Origin of the sequence: Herbaspirillum sp. SJZ106, from assembly GCF_006715495.1 — a bacterium.
Classification (GTDB): Bacteria; Pseudomonadota; Gammaproteobacteria; order Burkholderiales; family Burkholderiaceae_D; genus Herbaspirillum.
Window position 1 is genome coordinate 713840 of sequence record NZ_VFNI01000002.1, and the last position, 14774, is coordinate 728613.

Genomic DNA, 14774 nt, shown 5'->3' on the forward strand with positions numbered 1-14774 from the left:
AGCCTTCCCCAGGTGATTCCACAGTCGTTCATCCAGGATCTCTTGACCCGCGTCGACATCGTCGACGTGGTGGGTCGGTATGTGCAGTTGAAGAAGGGCGGCGCCAATTTCATGGGCCTGTGCCCCTTCCACAACGAGAAATCCCCCAGCTTTACCGTTAGCCCGACCAAGCAGTTCTACCATTGCTTCGGTTGCGGCGCGCATGGCACCGCGATCAGCTTCCTGATCGAATATTCGGGCATGGGTTTCGTCGAGGCGGTCAAGGACCTGGCCCAGAACGTGGGGATGGTGCTGCCGGAAAACGAAGACCGCATTCCCCCCGCGCAGCGCGCCGAAAACCAGGCCAAGAGCATGGCCTTGTCCGACGTCATGGCGCGCGCCAACGATTTTTACCGCCAGCAATTGCGGACCGCGCAGCCGGCCATCGATTATCTGAAGCGGCGCGGCCTCACCGGCGAGATCGCGGCGCGCTTCGGGCTGGGCTATTCGCCCGACGAATGGGACAGCCTGCGCCAGATTTTCCCCGAGTACGAGAACGAAGCCCTGGTCGAGTCCGGGCTGGTGATCGACAAGAGCGAAGAAGGCGGCGGCCACCGCAAGCGCTACGACCGCTTCCGCGGCCGCGTCATGTTCCCCATCCGCAATACCAAGGGCCAGGTCATCGGCTTCGGCGGGCGCGTGATGGATGGCGGCGAACCGAAGTACCTGAACTCGCCGGAAACGCCGTTGTTCCAGAAGGGCAGCGAACTGTACGGCCTGTTCGAGGCGCGCCAGGCGATTCGCGAGGCCGGTTACGCGCTGGTGACCGAAGGCTATATGGATGTGGTGGCGCTGGCGCAATTGGGCTTCCCGCAGGCGGTGGCCACGCTGGGAACGGCTTGCACGCCGATCCATGTGCAAAAGCTGTTGCGCCAGACCGACCAGGTGATCTTCAGCTTCGACGGCGACTCCGCCGGCCGCCGCGCCGCACGCCGCGCGCTGGAAGCCTGCCTGCCGCACGCATCGGACAACAAGACCATCAAGTTCCTGTTCTTGCCGGCCGAACACGACCCGGACAGCTATGTGCGCGAAATGGGCGCGGCCGCCTTTGAGGAGCTGATCCGGGAGGCGTTGCCGTTGTCGCAGTTCCTGTTGCGCGAGATCATCGGCGACAACGACCTGCGCACGCCCGAAGGCCGCGCGCATGCCCAGTTTGCCGCCAAGCCCATGCTGCAGGCCCTGCCGGCCTCGGCCTTGCGTTTGCAGATCGTGCGCAGCGTGGCGCAGGCGACGCAGTCGACCCCGTCCGAGATCGAGGCTTTGTTCGAACTGGAAAAGCCGGTGGCGCGCGTGAGGGTGGCGCCGCCGCGGGGCAAGCGCACCGCTCCCGTCGGATTGGAGCGCCAGATCATGCGCCTGCTGGTGGCGCATCCGCAACTGGCCGCCGACCTCGATGCCGAGGCCTTGCAGGCGATCGGCAACATCGCCCCCGACCGCGCGCAGATGCTGGAGCATCTGGTCGGCGTGGCGCAGGGCATGGGGGAGCAGGCCAGTTTCGCCAGCCTGGTGGAGCATCTGCGCGAGGCCGGGCCCGAGTTCGATTCGATGATCGCCGAGATCGCCTCCGAATCGGAATCCGAGTTCGACGTCGTCCGCGCCGAAATGGCCGGCGCCATACGGCTGAGCAAGATTCGCGCGATCGAGGAGGAAATGCAGGTGCTGGCGACCGCCAACCTGCGCACCGAAGCCGAGCGCAATCGCTACCGCGAGCTGATGCAGTACAAGGAAGCGCTCAAGCGCCTGCCCGGCCCGGCCGTGGCGAACTGAGCATGGCATCGCCTGCGCGGTCCGGGAGATCAGGGGCGGCAGGAGAAAAGGGCCGATTGTCGCCAGGCCGAGAAAGAAAGCGTCAATGAAGGGTAAAGCGGCGCAAATTACCGTCATTTGCCCACTTGAAGGGTGGTTTTCACGGCTTGATCGGAGGGAAAAGAGCCCCATATCTGCTATACTATAGGGCTTTAGTTCCGCCGGATGGCTCTTGCTTCTTACCCTGGCGGCCCTGCGCGGCGCTCACCGGAACCAAACGGCGAGCTATCGCAGGAGCGGTAAATGCGACCCCCGGAATGACGAAACTGCCTGTTTTCCGGAATCGCAGGGTAGAGAGGAAAAGGAACGTTGCGCGTGCAGCCGGAGTCTACCGGGTTGTCCAAGCCGGTACCGAAGTTGCATCATTAGCATGACTTGATTGGCGCAATGAGTAAATCTCAATTGGCAGTTGATTCTATGGCAAATGCAATGAAGAAACCCGCAAAAACTCCAGCAGCGTCCGTAAAGAGCACGAAAGCGGCAGCGACGGTAAAATCCGCCGCTATTGCGAAGACCCCCAGGGCGATGGCTGCCAAGCCGGCAGCCAAGGCGACTGCAGCCGTGACCAAAGCAGTGAAATCGACGGCCAAGACTGCGACAGCAGCAACGCCGAAAAAAGCGGTAGCCAAGGCAGCTCCCGTCAAGCCGGTACGTGCAGCAGCGCCCAAAGCGACTGCGGCGCCAGCCAAAAAGTTACCTCAAGCCGCCGAAAAAGCGGTTTCCGTGAAATCGAAGACTTCCGTGACCACCAAGAAACCCGAAACCAAGACCGTTAAGACGACCAAGGCAGCACAGGTCGAAGCCAAAGACGCCAAAGATGTCAATGCAGCAGCGAGCGCGTCGTCCAGCGTAAGCCAAACCACTGATGCCGCTGCGCTGGCAGCCATCGACACTTCCGGCTATATCTTGCCGAGCGTCAAGGTACCGGGCCGCCGTGGCCGCAAACCCAAGGAATTTCAGCCTGAGAGCGACGAAATCGCCGCGCTCAACGCCGTCGAGCGAGCCGAACTGAAGGCCGTCGACAAGGCCAAGGCCAAGGACCGCAAGGCCAAGGAAAAGGCCTTGCTCAAGGACGCCTTCTCTTCCGACACCGAGGCCAGCGAAGAAGAACTCGAACGCCGCCGCCAGAAGCTCAAGACCCTGATCAAGCTGGGCAAGGAGCGCGGCTTCCTGACCTTCTCCGAAATCAACGACCACCTGCCCGAAAACATCGTCGATCCGGAAGCGATCGACGGCATCATCGGCACCTTCAACGACATGGGCATCTCGATCTACGAGCATGCCCCTGACGCCGAAACCCTGCTGCTGTCGGACAACGTGGCCAACGTGGCCAGCGACGACGACGCCGAAGCCGCAGCCGAAGCCGCGCTGTCGACGGTGGATTCCGACTTCGGCCGCACCACCGACCCGGTGCGCATGTACATGCGTGAAATGGGTTCGGTCGAGCTGCTGACCCGCGAAGGCGAAATCGAGATCGCCAAGCGCATCGAAGACGGCCTCAAGGACATGATCCAGGCCATTTCCGCCTGCCCGACCACGATCGCCGAGATCCTGGCCGCGGCCGACCGCATCTCCAAGGATGAGATCAAGGTCGACGAAATCGTCGACGGCCTGGTCGACCTGAACGAGTCCGTGCAGCAAGTCGAAGCCGCCTCTTCCGATGAAGAAGACGCGGACGAGGAAGACGAAGACGAGGACGAAGAAGAAGACGAAGGCGAGAGCAGCGGCTCCGCCGCCGGCGCCGCCGGCTTCTCGGCCGAGCAGCTGGAACAGCTCAAGCGCGACGCGCTGGGCAAGTTCGGCGTCATTGCCCAACAGTTCGAGAACATGCGCAAGGCCTTCGAGAAGGAAGGCTACAACTCCAAGCCCTACGTCAAGGCGCAGGAAATCATCTCCAACGAACTGCTGGGCATCCGCTTCACCGCCAAGGTCGTCGAGAAGCTGTGCGACACCCTGCGCGCGCAGGTCGAAGAAGTGCGCCAGGTCGAGCGCCAGATCCTGGATGTGGCCGTCAATAAGTGCAACATGCCGCGCGCCCACTTCATCAAGGTGTTCCCGGGCAATGAAGTGAACCTGGACTGGGTCGACGGCGAAGTCGCCGCCAACCATGACTACAGCGCGGTGCTGGGCCGCAACGTGCCCGCCATCAAGGAACTGCAGCAAAAGCTGATCGACCTGCAGGCGCGCGTCGTGCTGCCGCTGCCGGACCTGCGGGGCATCAACAAGAAGATGGGCGCCGGCGAGAAGAAGGCGCGCATGGCCAAGCGTGAAATGACCGAGGCCAACCTGCGCCTGGTGATCTCGATCGCCAAGAAGTACACCAACCGCGGCCTGCAATTCCTCGACCTGATCCAGGAAGGCAACATCGGCCTGATGAAGGCGGTGGACAAGTTCGAATACCGCCGCGGCTACAAGTTCTCGACGTATGCGACATGGTGGATCCGCCAGGCGATCACCCGTTCCATCGCCGACCAGGCGCGCACCATCCGTATCCCGGTGCACATGATCGAAACCATCAACAAGATGAACCGCATCTCGCGCCAGATCCTGCAGGAAACCGGCGCCGAGCCGGATCCGGCAACGCTGGCCATCAAGATGGAAATGCCGGAAGACAAGATCCGCAAGATCATGAAGATCGCCAAGGAGCCGATCTCGATGGAAACGCCGATCGGCGACGACGACGATTCGCACCTGGGCGACTTCATCGAAGACAACAACACGCTGGCCCCGGCCGACGCGGCGTTGCACGCTTCGATGCGCGGCGTGGTCAAGGACATCCTCGACTCGCTGACCCCGCGCGAAGCCAAGGTCCTGCGTATGCGCTTCGGCATCGAAATGTCGACCGACCATACGCTGGAAGAAGTCGGCAAGCAGTTCGACGTGACCCGCGAACGTATTCGTCAGATAGAAGCCAAGGCGCTGCGCAAGCTGCGCCACCCGTCGCGCTCCGACAAGCTCAAGTCCTTCCTCGAAGGGAATTGATCTAAGGGGTGTAAGGGAAAGCCGGCGAGGATGCTAAAATCGCCGGCTATCTTTTTGGCCCTCTAGCTCATGCTTGGTTAGAGCAGCGGACTCATAATCCGTTGGTGCCGTGTTCGACTCACGGGGGGGCCACCAGTACTGACAAGGGATTCCGAGAAATCGGAATCCCTTTTTCTATTTATGCCGTGACAAAAACGTGACGGACTCAGGCGCAGTACTTTCCCGAATCCCCTCGATTCTCGCCGCAGCAACCGCAAGGTTATCCGTAGAGAACTTTGCGTAGCGATCCACCATCTGGCGTGATTTCCAGCCACCCAAGTCCTTCAGTTCATCACATGACGTTCCCGCCTGACGATGCCATGAAGCCCATGTGTGCCGTAAGTCATGAAATCGAAAATCTTCAATCCCAGCCTTCTTCAAAGCACCATGCCATGCCGAATTGGTAAATTCCCAACCTATCGGTTTCCCTTTGTTCGTGAAGCAAAAGCGGGGATGTTGCCCAATTTGAGCAACAAGCACATCTATTGCGTCTTGATTTAAAGGGACACCTCTCGGCGTGCCATTTTTGGTTTGATCGAGCCATGCGGTCTTTCTGGCTAGATCAACCCGTTGCCACTCCAAGCCGGTAATCTCGCGAGCGCGGCAACCTGTAGCCAAGGCAAAGCGAACGAGTGCCGCTAAATGAGTCGGGCAGGCTGCAATTAAGGTCTCAGCTTGTGCCCGGTTCAACCAGCGGTCTCTTTCCACTTCTCCATGGAGCAATCGAATTTTGGGAAAGACATCGATCCACTGCCATTCGTCCCGTGCCATTCGTAGCAGGCTACGAATCGTGGCGAGATAACGGTTGATCGTTGCTGGTTTATTTCCCTTTTTCGATTCCCCTGCAATGACGGCCCAGATCACATCGCCGGTAATTTGGCTAAGCGTGAGACCACCAAGGTAAGGGTCAAGCATGCGACAGATACGACGAACATCCTTGAAACTACGCAGATTACTTTTGATCGCGAGATACCGTACAACGGCTTCTTGCCCTGTTCGTTCACGTTTGATGCCGAAATGCGCTTCGCGGTAGGCATCGAGTGTCAGCTTGGCGAGGTACGCTTCGGCTTCTTCTCGACTTTCAGTCCCAGCGCTTTGGCGTACGCGTTTGCCGTTGGGGAGGGTGGTGTTAATCCAAAAGAACCGTGAATCTTTCCTTCTATAGATTCCAACTTCTCGGGCCATATATGCTCCTTTCCGGCCCGCCCTCGCTGCTTATATTCGTCCAGCCACTTGTCCAAGTCAACTTTGTCGTAGACGCAGCGACGCCCCAACCGAACGAATGGAATACCGAGTTCGTTCAGCAGAGTCACGCCGATCCCCAAGTAAAGCGCCGCCTGTTCCCTGGACAAGCATCGGGCAACAGGCAAAGGCAGGCCAGATTCCTCCATGATTATTCGCCGTCGCTGGCTTTGCGATAGGCGTCGGCAACGGCATTCATGCGCTTGGCCTGCTTATCCACCTCTGTGAGCTGGTCAGCATTCATTGCTCGGTTGTATTGGCGGATTTTGAGCGCCACCTTGTCCCAAACGTATTCCGCGAAGGATTGACCGAACAGGAACGCCTTCTCCTCGTGGTACGCGTGCAACTCTTCCCGGAACAAGGCAAGGCCCTCAGCGAAGTCATAAACGCCTTGGGATGCCATGAATGAAGTGAGCGAGCTAAGCCCGTGGGTCATTAGCCAGTCGTGGCTTGGTTCCCTCGACACAGGGAAGGTGCGTGTCAATGGCCCGCCGTCATCTTCCCAATCGATGGATGCCAGCAGCGCCCATAGTGGATGGATAGGCCAGCGGCTGCGCGTAGCGTCCGAGGGGTTCGGCTCAGTCAATCGGAGCCATTCGGTCGTGGCGTATCCCCAGAGTCCGCCGAGGCCTTCCATCACGAGATCAAAGTCCTTGATCCCCAGCTGACTGATCGCTTCCTGCTTGAACTCGAATTCAAGCCGCCAAACGCGTCCAGAACCACTCCAGCCGGCTTTATGCCAGAGGGGGAACAAGTAGTCCTTCTTGCTCTGACAAACGATCTCCAAGACCTTGTCGTACAGGCGGGCGGCAATCGTTCCGCCGAGTCCGACCGTCCAGCCGGAGAACTGGCCCGCCACCGAGTACGCGTTGATTTGATTGGCGCGTGTCACCCACGCCGTGCGATCCCAGCTTTCCATGTTGATGGACGAGACGAAATCCACGAACAGGTCGATCCGGCTTACCTTGGGCTCTTCCAACTTCGAGCTGATCGTGGAGAGCAGATAATCCAGCTCTTCAACGATTTCCCAAGGCGTCCGTGCAGTGAGATATTGGCTGGAGACTTTCACGTAAGCCATCGGCAGCTTTGAGCCGGGCTTGGCGAGCTGGATTCGGTAGGCGTTGTCTTCGAGAATGAAGCCAAACAGGCCAGTACCCTTGTCTTTGACTTCAAAGATGTGATCGCCAATCTTGATCTGCGCAACAGCAACGTCTGATGGCCGCTGAGACTGTGCCAGTTCTTTGAGGCGCTTTAACTGAATCTTTGCTTCATCCGTCAGCGAGCCTTTGTACGAAACATACAAACTATCGACACCCCAACGGAGCGCCTGAAAATACGGCAGTTGCCCATCCTCGTTGCTATCGATGCAGGTATAGGGTGCTGTGTTACTAGGCGGCGCACCTTCCGCCCCACTTCCGGCGGTGTGCGCTGCGCGCACATCCGGCGAAAGTGAGGCGGCCTGATCTTCATTCAGGGTAGGACAAGCAGGATCATACTGGCGTGCAGAATCAACGCCGTTCAATGACTTATTTTCCGACATGGTGATGGACTCCAAAAGTTAAAAGGAGTCACATGCGCCACCGCAAAGCGCAGGAGGTCGCTATAGCAAATGGACTACTGCTAAAGCGAGAGAGAAAACAGTTTGAGATTTAAATAGGAAAGTATGCGAGGCGGTGTGAGATAGGAGTACGCGATGGAGTTTGGCCGAATGAAGTTTTAATGCGCCGATATATGGATAAGCCTACGTGGGCGAATGGCAGTGGTCGGTGGCGCAGGTCGCAGAGAGAATGGCCGGATATGTGCGTTTGAGTGATTTAAGCCTTCGAGATGAATAAGTAAGTATGTCTTAGCTTTTCTCGAGCCAACTACACTAAACAGTTAAAGAGCGATGTGACAGGATAAAAGTAGCTTACTAACAAAAGGCTGTCAAAAAAAAGATATAGTTTGTGGTAGATTTTGAACGAGTTTTGAGACGAATTATTTTGTTAAGTCATTTGCTAGAAACTTATTGGGGAATCTGTTGTGAAGCAAAAGAATATTCGTGAGGCTATTTCCGAGGGTATTTCCTCGTGGCTTAAATTTGAGAAATTGGCTGGCCGTGAATCACTTTTTTGTGAACGATACTTGGCAATGCCGATAGCCCAGATTTTGTCGCACAATGTAAGAGGCAACATACAAGCCGAGGTTGATCATCCTGTTTTAGCTGTTCCTGGGATCGCTGGCCGTCAGCCGCAACTAGATTTTGTTGTTAAGGATAATGGAATGCCCGTTCTTTGCGTCGAAACGAAGTGGGCTGATGAAAAGGGAGTGAGCGTCGCAGATGTAGTTTGGGACTGTGTTCGACTTGAACTTGCTGCACACAATTTCGGCTGCGAGGCGATGTTTATCCTTGCTGGCAAACGACGTTGCATCGAGAAGATGCTGGCATCACCATCATTTAATCCGGAGAGGAGGAATGGCAAGCAGTCCTTATTGATGAACCTGCATGGTACCGGAAGGATGTCCGTCACTATCAAGGCGAAAAAAGGTGCCGTCAGTAAGACGTTACATAAGATGTTGGAGGGCTATCCAACCGTGAACTTCGCGACAACGTATGTATGCGAGCGTGGAACGCAGGTTCCCAAGGACGATCACCAGGATGCGTATACTGCTGCTATATGGAATATCAGACCTGAAATCGGCGGGAAAAGACATACATTCAATACTAAATAAAAAAAAGCACCGGCAAAGTATCAGCGCTTTTTTTATGTCTGCTCACTTATGCCGCAGCACCAGATCCAAATCCCGGAGAGTTTAAGCGCTCTTCCACGTCATCCGTGAAGTCCATGACCAATTGAATCGGTTGCTCCTCGGGATGACGATCATTCCATATCATTTCATCGATTTTCAGGTGAACTGCGTCTCCAACCATTTGCTGACGGCGATTGGATAAAGACCAAGACATCTGAGCGCGCGTAGCATCCTCAATATCTACCCAGAGAGTATATTGTTTTCCGTCTTTCCTGGAGACGCGCAGAGCATGATTGGCGCGATAGGAGAGACCAGTTTTACTGTCCTGCCGGTATTCTGCCCTAGCCGCGTCTGCTAGCTGCGCCACAAGCAAATCACGAGCAGATTTCGGCTTTGGGAGAGTAGCGCCGCGTTGAATTGCCCAATCGGCGACTAATTCCATATCGACAGTTATGTTGCCGGTTTCGGATTTGTACAACTGAATCATCGACTGCAATTGCTCATTCTTCGTCATGGATCACCTATTTAAAGTCACGCCACTCCAACTGGAGCAATATCGCCCCAACCATCAACTATTGCGCTTGGAAGTACATGGTCCCGGATTTTTGCCAGATGTCCTCTGAACAATTCATATCTGCCAGTCTTAAACTGAATCTGACCTGCTACCAAGCACGGGTGAACCCCCAGAATCTTTGCTAAACCAAGAAAATCTCTTTCTGGGAATAATGGCGCTTTACGAGCGATGAAGCTGTCGATTTTTGCTTGTGGCGCACAGAAGTCCGCTGCAGCTGCATTTGCCAATTTCTCTTCCGTCGTAGTCGAGTACTCAGTCCCAATTTCGATATCTAGCATCGGTTCTGACATTCCGTGCCTCTGGAGGACATGCTCTAACTCGTGCCTTAAAACAAACCAGAAGTTGTCCATCCGATCAAAGCGCAGCGTCATTCCTATCACAGGTGATCTCTCATCAAGCCATAAGCAGGCTCCATCAATTTTTGATGACTTGAGACCCTCCACAATTACCAACCGAATTCCACATTCCGCGAGTAAGCGTGGGACATGTCGGGCTTCTTCAGGTGCGCTCAAGAAGCTCTTGAGTTTTACCAACGATGCCTTGGTACGTTCTTCGCTATATGCCGGCATTAGCATATCTGTTGCGATTTGCCTCACGCGGTAGAGCCATGCAATTTGGGCTTTTGACGCAGGCATGTCTGCGTCTGTTTTTTTTGCAGCATGAGGAAGTGAATTCACTTGGTCAAAGCTACCCGTGCCAAAGAAATTTGAGACAGAGGTTTCAATGGCCTCAATGTCCCGCACGTCTTCGACGTTTATCCACCCTCGTTTAATCATTTCGACAACCGGAATGTCGGCAAAAATCTTTGCTCGTAGTGCGCGTGTCGGATTCGGACGCACGATGATTCTTGCTTTTGCGAGGTCTAGGTTGCGCTGTAGCGTTAAAAATTTTTCCGCAGGAACTTCAAATACTTCTTCCAACGATATAGCCAACTCAGGAGTAACTGCTTTTTTTGCGCTGATTAGCTTGCTCACACCGCTTTCCTCTACGTCGAGAACAGTGGCCAGTAATCTGTTACTCCAACCCCTCTCGGCTAATAGCGTCTCTATCAGTTGACCAGGGGTGCGGTAATTTTCGGAATCCATATTTGCCATGATATGCCAACTTGCACAGAATCGCAAACATTGTAATTTGGAAATTTTTTTTTTGAGTGTGTCAGTTAGCTTGTGAAGGAGCAGGCACGCGATTGCCGGAATTGTGGAGTTACGTAACCAATAATTATGCTAACGTACAAAAAAAATTAACTACATGGCGCCGAACGACGATCAAGAGCCAAAAGAGGAGGGCGGAATGGGAAGCAGATTTAAAATCTATTTTTCTGATTTCTTCGGGGTAACACCGGAAGTAATAGCGGAATATGGGGCGTTTAATATATCGCTTATCAACGATCTACCTCTTTTCGTTGATCCATTCCTTCTTTTCCACAGCGAAAATCCTGAATATCAGCAATTGCATGCTGACATGATTAGCTATGTTCGCTTCTTAAAAACCCAGTCTGGCAACCAGCTGTCTCCTGGTGCATTGAAGATGTGGTTCTATTTCCCAGAAATTAAAGAGAATTGGCTTGGATATAGCAAGTCTGGGAATGGAGGCCGAGGTTTAGGGAAAACTTTTGCACGAGTTTTAAAACTCAACCTCACTCAAGTTTTCAAGGACTTCGGAAACGAGGTACACACAGGAACTCACTTAGAAAAGCTAACCCTTGTCAAAAATGGTATTGGGAAAGATCAAATCAGTGACTTCACATGTAATCTAATTTGTGGATTTTTGGCTAAATACACAGAAGAATTTGCGAAGAAACATATTCACAAAAGTAGGCTAGCCAAATTTAACGTTCCGAAAGTGTACTTTGATTCGAGAACAAAATCGTGGGCAGCTAAACAATTCTTGTTGCCTAAATTTGGAGATCAGTTCGTTTTGCTGACCCCGGTTGACATCCTTACCAAGGATGAGGCTTGGATTAGTCATCGTGGATTTGTGGAGGATTATTCCTCGGTAATGTCGAGCATTGACAATGATCAATTGCGGAGCCAGATCAATACATATTTCACTTCTACTTTGCCTCTTGATGCTACTCAGGAAGAGCTTGAAACTACGTTGGAGAAGTTGATCAATAAATTCCCTGTTGTTTTAGATTACTACATACGTTTGAGGGAAAAGGAAGGCAGTGGTGCGAGAGTACTGAGTTCGGAAAAATTAAAACAAGCAAGTGATCTATTTCTTACTCAGCTGAAAGAGTTGGTTGGAAGATTGGATAAAACTAAGTTTTATCAAACTATTCCAAATAGCTTTGTGGAAGGTTTGGAGCGGGTTAAATATCTGAAGGACGTCATTGAAAAGCAGGATGGATACAAGCTTTTTCTCGTAGGCGGAAAGCCGCTAAAAAGAGAGGCAGATCTCCAGATCATGTTTAAACTTACGTGGTTCGCTTCTGCATTTGATGCAAACGCAGAGGTAAACAATGGCCGAGGCCCTGCCGATTTTGTTGTTTCCTATGGTAGTGCTGACAAAACAATTATCGAATTTAAGCTGGCAAGTAATAACAAACTAGAGGGGAATCTTCTCAAACAAGCCGAAATTTATACTGATGCAGCACGGGCGACTCATCCGCCAATTAAGGCGATTTTGTATTTTTCCATGACGGAGCTTGCTAAGGTGCAGCGTCTGTTGAAGAAGCACGGCTTGGAGAGGAAAAAGGAAATTGTGCTTATTGACGCAATTCCAGAGAAAGCATCAGCATCTAAGGCCTAGGCATGACGAAAGGGCAATCGAACTGGCATCCGTAGGAGCTTGTAGAGAACGATAAAGCAACTATTGTTTGCAATTGCTACAGAGAAGCTGATCTAAGAATTTTACGTGACATGGCGGATCTATTCTTGGCGTAACGTGACGAGCGAGGGCGAGCCAATATTCAATTAAATCAATGGGTTAATCCAACTCATAATCCGTTGGTGCCGTGTTCGACTCACGGGGGAGGCCACCAGTGCCAGAAAGGCTTTCAGTGCTATATGTGCTGAAAGCCTTTTTCTTTGTCTGTGCAACCGCAGTGTAACCAGTTGTTTGCAATCTAATTCCATTCCTATCAGTCACAAATTGTGCCGTCTTACGGATCGCTTCTTGATCCTCTGATTGGTTTGGCATGTGTCGCGCCCGCCGTGTCGAAGGAGGTGCGCGTGATCGACGCCGTCATGCTCCGCCACCATGCGCTCGAGCTTTTCATTCTCAGATTCCAGGTTTATATGGCGCCGCGCATCAGCGGCCTCCATACCGCCGAATTTATTTCCCCGCTGGTAAAAAGCTTGCTCCGTAATGTTGCGGCGCTTGAGCAGATCCGACCTCTCCCCTGATTTGAGTAGTGCGGCGATCTAGAGTCCAATCACGTAGTCAGGAGCTTGGACATGAAGACGCGATTCACCGAAGAGCAGGTCATCGGCCTTATCGATGTCATTGAGGGATTATTGAGAATTTTCGCTCCCTGTGAGGGGGAGGCCGATAATTTCGCTCGAAAGACTGTCTTGCGTCTTTCCAAATGAACCTACCAGAAAAGGCATGAGGCAGTGCGCTAACCCACACGCTAATTAGTGAACATCGTTCTCGCTATCCGATGCCAATGGTCTTATTTTCAAAGAAAGGTATCGGCGGGATAAAGATGGAAATACTAGGTAATAAAGTCAGCATGATTTTCGATAAGGAAACACTGCGTGTCTATTGTCGAACGGGTTGGAGCGGCCAATGTAATGACCGGCCGGATATTGAAATCCGCCATGAAGATCGGCCTGCAGAGGTAATGACAGAAGTGCTGAAGACGCTGTCCGTCATCTATCCGTCGATACAAAACCGCGTTGATATCGTTATAGGCAGCCCTTGGGCGCATTCTGTCGTATTGCCCTGGGCCGACTATGCATGGTCGTTGCGGACCTGGAAATCCTATGCGCAGGCCCAATTTGCCGCGCGTATGCCAGATATGCAATTGAAGATTCGCATTCTGGATGAAGAGCATGGCTACTCCAGGATCGGCGTGGGAATCCACTATGGTTTTCAGATCGCCATCAGGCGCGCGGTTGCTGAAGCAGGATGGAAGATATCGGGTATGCGCGACTTGTTGTCGTTCTCGCTTTCTGCCAATGCCGATGCTATTCAGGACGAGGATTTTTGCTTTCTCCTCGCCGAAAAAGAAGTTGTTACATGCCTTTTCCGGCACCGCAGGGAGTGGCGCAACGCAGTTTCCTTTCCCCGGATCGATAACACGATCGTCGAGTGGATCAAGGTAGGCGCACTGATTTCAGGGCAGCCGGAGCCAGAAAAAGTCTACGCGATTGGTACTGATTTTCTCGGGTGTACAAAGAAATTCGTCACTCGCCAAGTGCCGGATCGTCCGCTTGGACTGCCTCTCCAGCATTCGTATTGCACTGCCTGAAATCGTCGTCTTCCTCCTCCTTGTTAGCCGTTCGGTGATCGGCATGAGCTCGATTTAGGAATGGGCCTATTGAAATCATGATTTTTTGAGGGAATGGCCCATATCAGGCGGAGTCGGATTTTTTTAGAATTTCGTACTGCATATAAAAGTTTATTTGGTCAGGAGACTGTTTGAGCGACGCCGTGTCGGCGAGCCTGGGGATGCATTGCTTTTGCGTCATCGGTGCCGTTTGATGGAGCAGTCGAGTTTCCTCGGCAATTTTTCGTTAGACAGCGCTTAGCATGTGAGTCATGTGCTGGGCGAGCGGTCTGGCGGTGGCGAGGTTCTATTGGATTTTTAGATAAATTTATGAGGTTTTCAGTAGTGGACATCAAGAATCGTGATTTTGATTTCGGGCGCCAGAGGGGCTTCACCCTGATCGAGGCGCTGGTTGTAATGATCGTAGGTATCGTCATTCTGGCGGCGGCGGCTGCGGGTATCGGCAAGCTGTTCCGGTCGTCGGAAATTGCGACGGAGTCGGGCAACATCACCCAGATCGCGGCCAGCGTGAGAGCGCTCAAGAGCGGCGTGGACGGATACAAGGGGCTTGACAATGCCTTGGCCATTCAATACAAGGCCATTCCCTCCAACATGGCGCAGGACGCGAAGACTGGCGCCATCCTCAATGTCTGGACGGGGCAGGTGGACATCAAGGCCTCGGCGAACGATCAGGCTTTCTCCATCACGTACCCCAAGGTTCCGGAGGAGGCGTGCCAGCAGCTGCTGCTGAAGCTGCGCAGCGGCGGATGGGCCTCGGTGACGACGGGAGGGGAAGGCGGCCAGGCCATCACGCCATCGTCATCCTTGGCTGATGTCCGGAAGGCTTGCGCCAGCCCCGACAGCAACACCCTCACGTTTACGTCGCTTTCTTAAATGGGTGCATCCAGGCGCGAGGAGGAAATTGCG

At 53.6% G+C, this 14774-nt stretch carries 12 protein-coding genes, 1 tRNA gene and 1 pseudogene; 8 read left to right on the forward strand and 6 right to left on the reverse strand.

Going from position 1 to position 14774, the window contains the following annotated elements; genetic code table 11:
• Positions 1-12 precede the first annotated feature (12 nt).
• Positions 13-1806: a DNA primase gene (dnaG, locus tag FB598_RS08445; RefSeq protein ID WP_141913595.1), complete on the forward strand. Its 1794-nt coding sequence runs from the start codon at positions 13-15 to the stop codon at positions 1804-1806.
• Between the two features lie 437 nt (positions 1807-2243).
• Here dnaG and FB598_RS20900 read toward each other — a convergent pair whose 3' ends face one another.
• Positions 2244-2474, reverse strand: coding sequence for a hypothetical protein (locus tag FB598_RS20900; RefSeq protein ID WP_255463892.1), 231 nt, complete (start codon positions 2472-2474; stop codon positions 2244-2246).
• A gap of 112 nt (positions 2475-2586) precedes the next feature.
• On the opposite strand from FB598_RS20900, the gene rpoD reads away from it, so the two are divergent.
• The gene (rpoD, locus tag FB598_RS08450; RefSeq protein WP_255515746.1) at positions 2587-4827 is read left to right on the forward strand and encodes an RNA polymerase sigma factor RpoD; all 2241 of its coding nucleotides are present in this window, start codon (positions 2587-2589) and stop codon (positions 4825-4827) included.
• Between the two features lie 56 nt (positions 4828-4883).
• Positions 4884-4962, forward strand: a tRNA-Ile gene (locus tag FB598_RS08455).
• 39 nt (positions 4963-5001) lie between these two features.
• Here the strand turns inward: FB598_RS08455 and FB598_RS08460 are convergent.
• Both FB598_RS08460 and FB598_RS08465 read right to left on the reverse strand, forming a co-directional pair.
• Positions 5002-6051: a site-specific integrase gene (locus FB598_RS08460; protein WP_141913593.1), complete on the reverse strand. Its 1050-nt coding sequence runs from the start codon at positions 6049-6051 to the stop codon at positions 5002-5004.
• 208 nt (positions 6052-6259) lie between these two features.
• Complete coding sequence (locus FB598_RS08465) at positions 6260-7648, reverse strand: replication initiation factor (RefSeq protein WP_141913592.1); 1389 nt, start codon at positions 7646-7648, stop codon at positions 6260-6262.
• A gap of 482 nt (positions 7649-8130) precedes the next feature.
• Here FB598_RS08465 and FB598_RS08470 point away from each other — a divergent pair, with 482 nt between their 5' ends.
• The gene (locus FB598_RS08470; protein WP_141913591.1) at positions 8131-8820 is read left to right on the forward strand and encodes a hypothetical protein; all 690 of its coding nucleotides are present in this window, start codon (positions 8131-8133) and stop codon (positions 8818-8820) included.
• Positions 8821-8866: 46 nt separating this feature from the next.
• On the opposite strand, the gene FB598_RS08475 is transcribed toward FB598_RS08470, so the two are convergent.
• Complete coding sequence (locus tag FB598_RS08475; RefSeq protein WP_141913590.1) at positions 8867-9352, reverse strand: hypothetical protein; 486 nt, start codon at positions 9350-9352, stop codon at positions 8867-8869.
• Between the two features lie 17 nt (positions 9353-9369).
• On the reverse strand, positions 9370-10506 hold the full coding sequence (locus tag FB598_RS08480; protein WP_370511649.1) for a HigA family addiction module antitoxin: 1137 nt from the start codon (positions 10504-10506) through the stop codon (positions 9370-9372).
• Positions 10507-10660: 154 nt separating this feature from the next.
• Here FB598_RS08480 and FB598_RS08485 point away from each other — a divergent pair, with 154 nt between their 5' ends.
• The gene (locus FB598_RS08485) at positions 10661-12163 is read left to right on the forward strand and encodes a hypothetical protein (RefSeq protein ID WP_221292221.1); all 1503 of its coding nucleotides are present in this window, start codon (positions 10661-10663) and stop codon (positions 12161-12163) included.
• Positions 12164-12603: 440 nt separating this feature from the next.
• On the opposite strand, the pseudogene FB598_RS20905 reads toward FB598_RS08485, so the two are convergent.
• Positions 12604-12744, reverse strand: a pseudogene (locus FB598_RS20905) (IS3 family transposase); the annotation flags it as partial.
• A 66-nt stretch (positions 12745-12810) separates the two neighbouring features.
• Between FB598_RS20905 and FB598_RS20910 the strand changes: the two are divergent.
• The 3 genes from FB598_RS20910 to FB598_RS08495 all read left to right on the forward strand — a co-directional run bounded on the left by FB598_RS20910 (position 12811) and on the right by FB598_RS08495 (position 14741).
• Positions 12811-12945 carry a hypothetical protein gene (locus tag FB598_RS20910; protein ID WP_255463863.1) on the forward strand — a complete coding sequence of 45 codons (135 nt, stop codon included), beginning with the start codon at positions 12811-12813 and terminating at the stop codon, positions 12943-12945.
• Between the two features lie 71 nt (positions 12946-13016).
• Positions 13017-13829 (forward strand): hypothetical protein, encoded by an 813-nt coding sequence (locus FB598_RS08490; protein WP_141913589.1) that lies wholly within the window; start codon positions 13017-13019, stop codon positions 13827-13829.
• 363 nt (positions 13830-14192) lie between these two features.
• A complete protein-coding gene (locus tag FB598_RS08495) occupies positions 14193-14741 on the forward strand; it encodes a type 4 pilus major pilin (protein ID WP_221292223.1) in 549 nt (182 codons plus the stop codon).
• Positions 14742-14774 lie beyond the last annotated feature (33 nt).

Excerpts from the sequence above, each read along its gene's own strand:
- FB598_RS08460 (WP_141913593.1), bottom strand. The coding sequence starts at position 6,051 with ATGGCCCGAGAAGTTGGAATCTATAGAAGGAAAGATTCACGGTTCTTT.
- FB598_RS08465 (WP_141913592.1), bottom strand. The coding sequence starts at position 7,648 with ATGTCGGAAAATAAGTCATTGAACGGCGTTGATTCTGCACGCCAGTAT.
- FB598_RS08475 (WP_141913590.1), bottom strand. The coding sequence starts at position 9,352 with ATGACGAAGAATGAGCAATTGCAGTCGATGATTCAGTTGTACAAATCC.
- FB598_RS08480 (WP_370511649.1), bottom strand. The coding sequence starts at position 10,506 with ATGGCAAATATGGATTCCGAAAATTACCGCACCCCTGGTCAACTGATA.
- FB598_RS08485 (WP_221292221.1), top strand. The coding sequence starts at position 10,661 with ATGGCGCCGAACGACGATCAAGAGCCAAAAGAGGAGGGCGGAATGGGA.
- FB598_RS20910 (WP_255463863.1), top strand. The coding sequence starts at position 12,811 with ATGAAGACGCGATTCACCGAAGAGCAGGTCATCGGCCTTATCGATGTC.
- FB598_RS08490 (WP_141913589.1), top strand. The coding sequence starts at position 13,017 with ATGCCAATGGTCTTATTTTCAAAGAAAGGTATCGGCGGGATAAAGATG.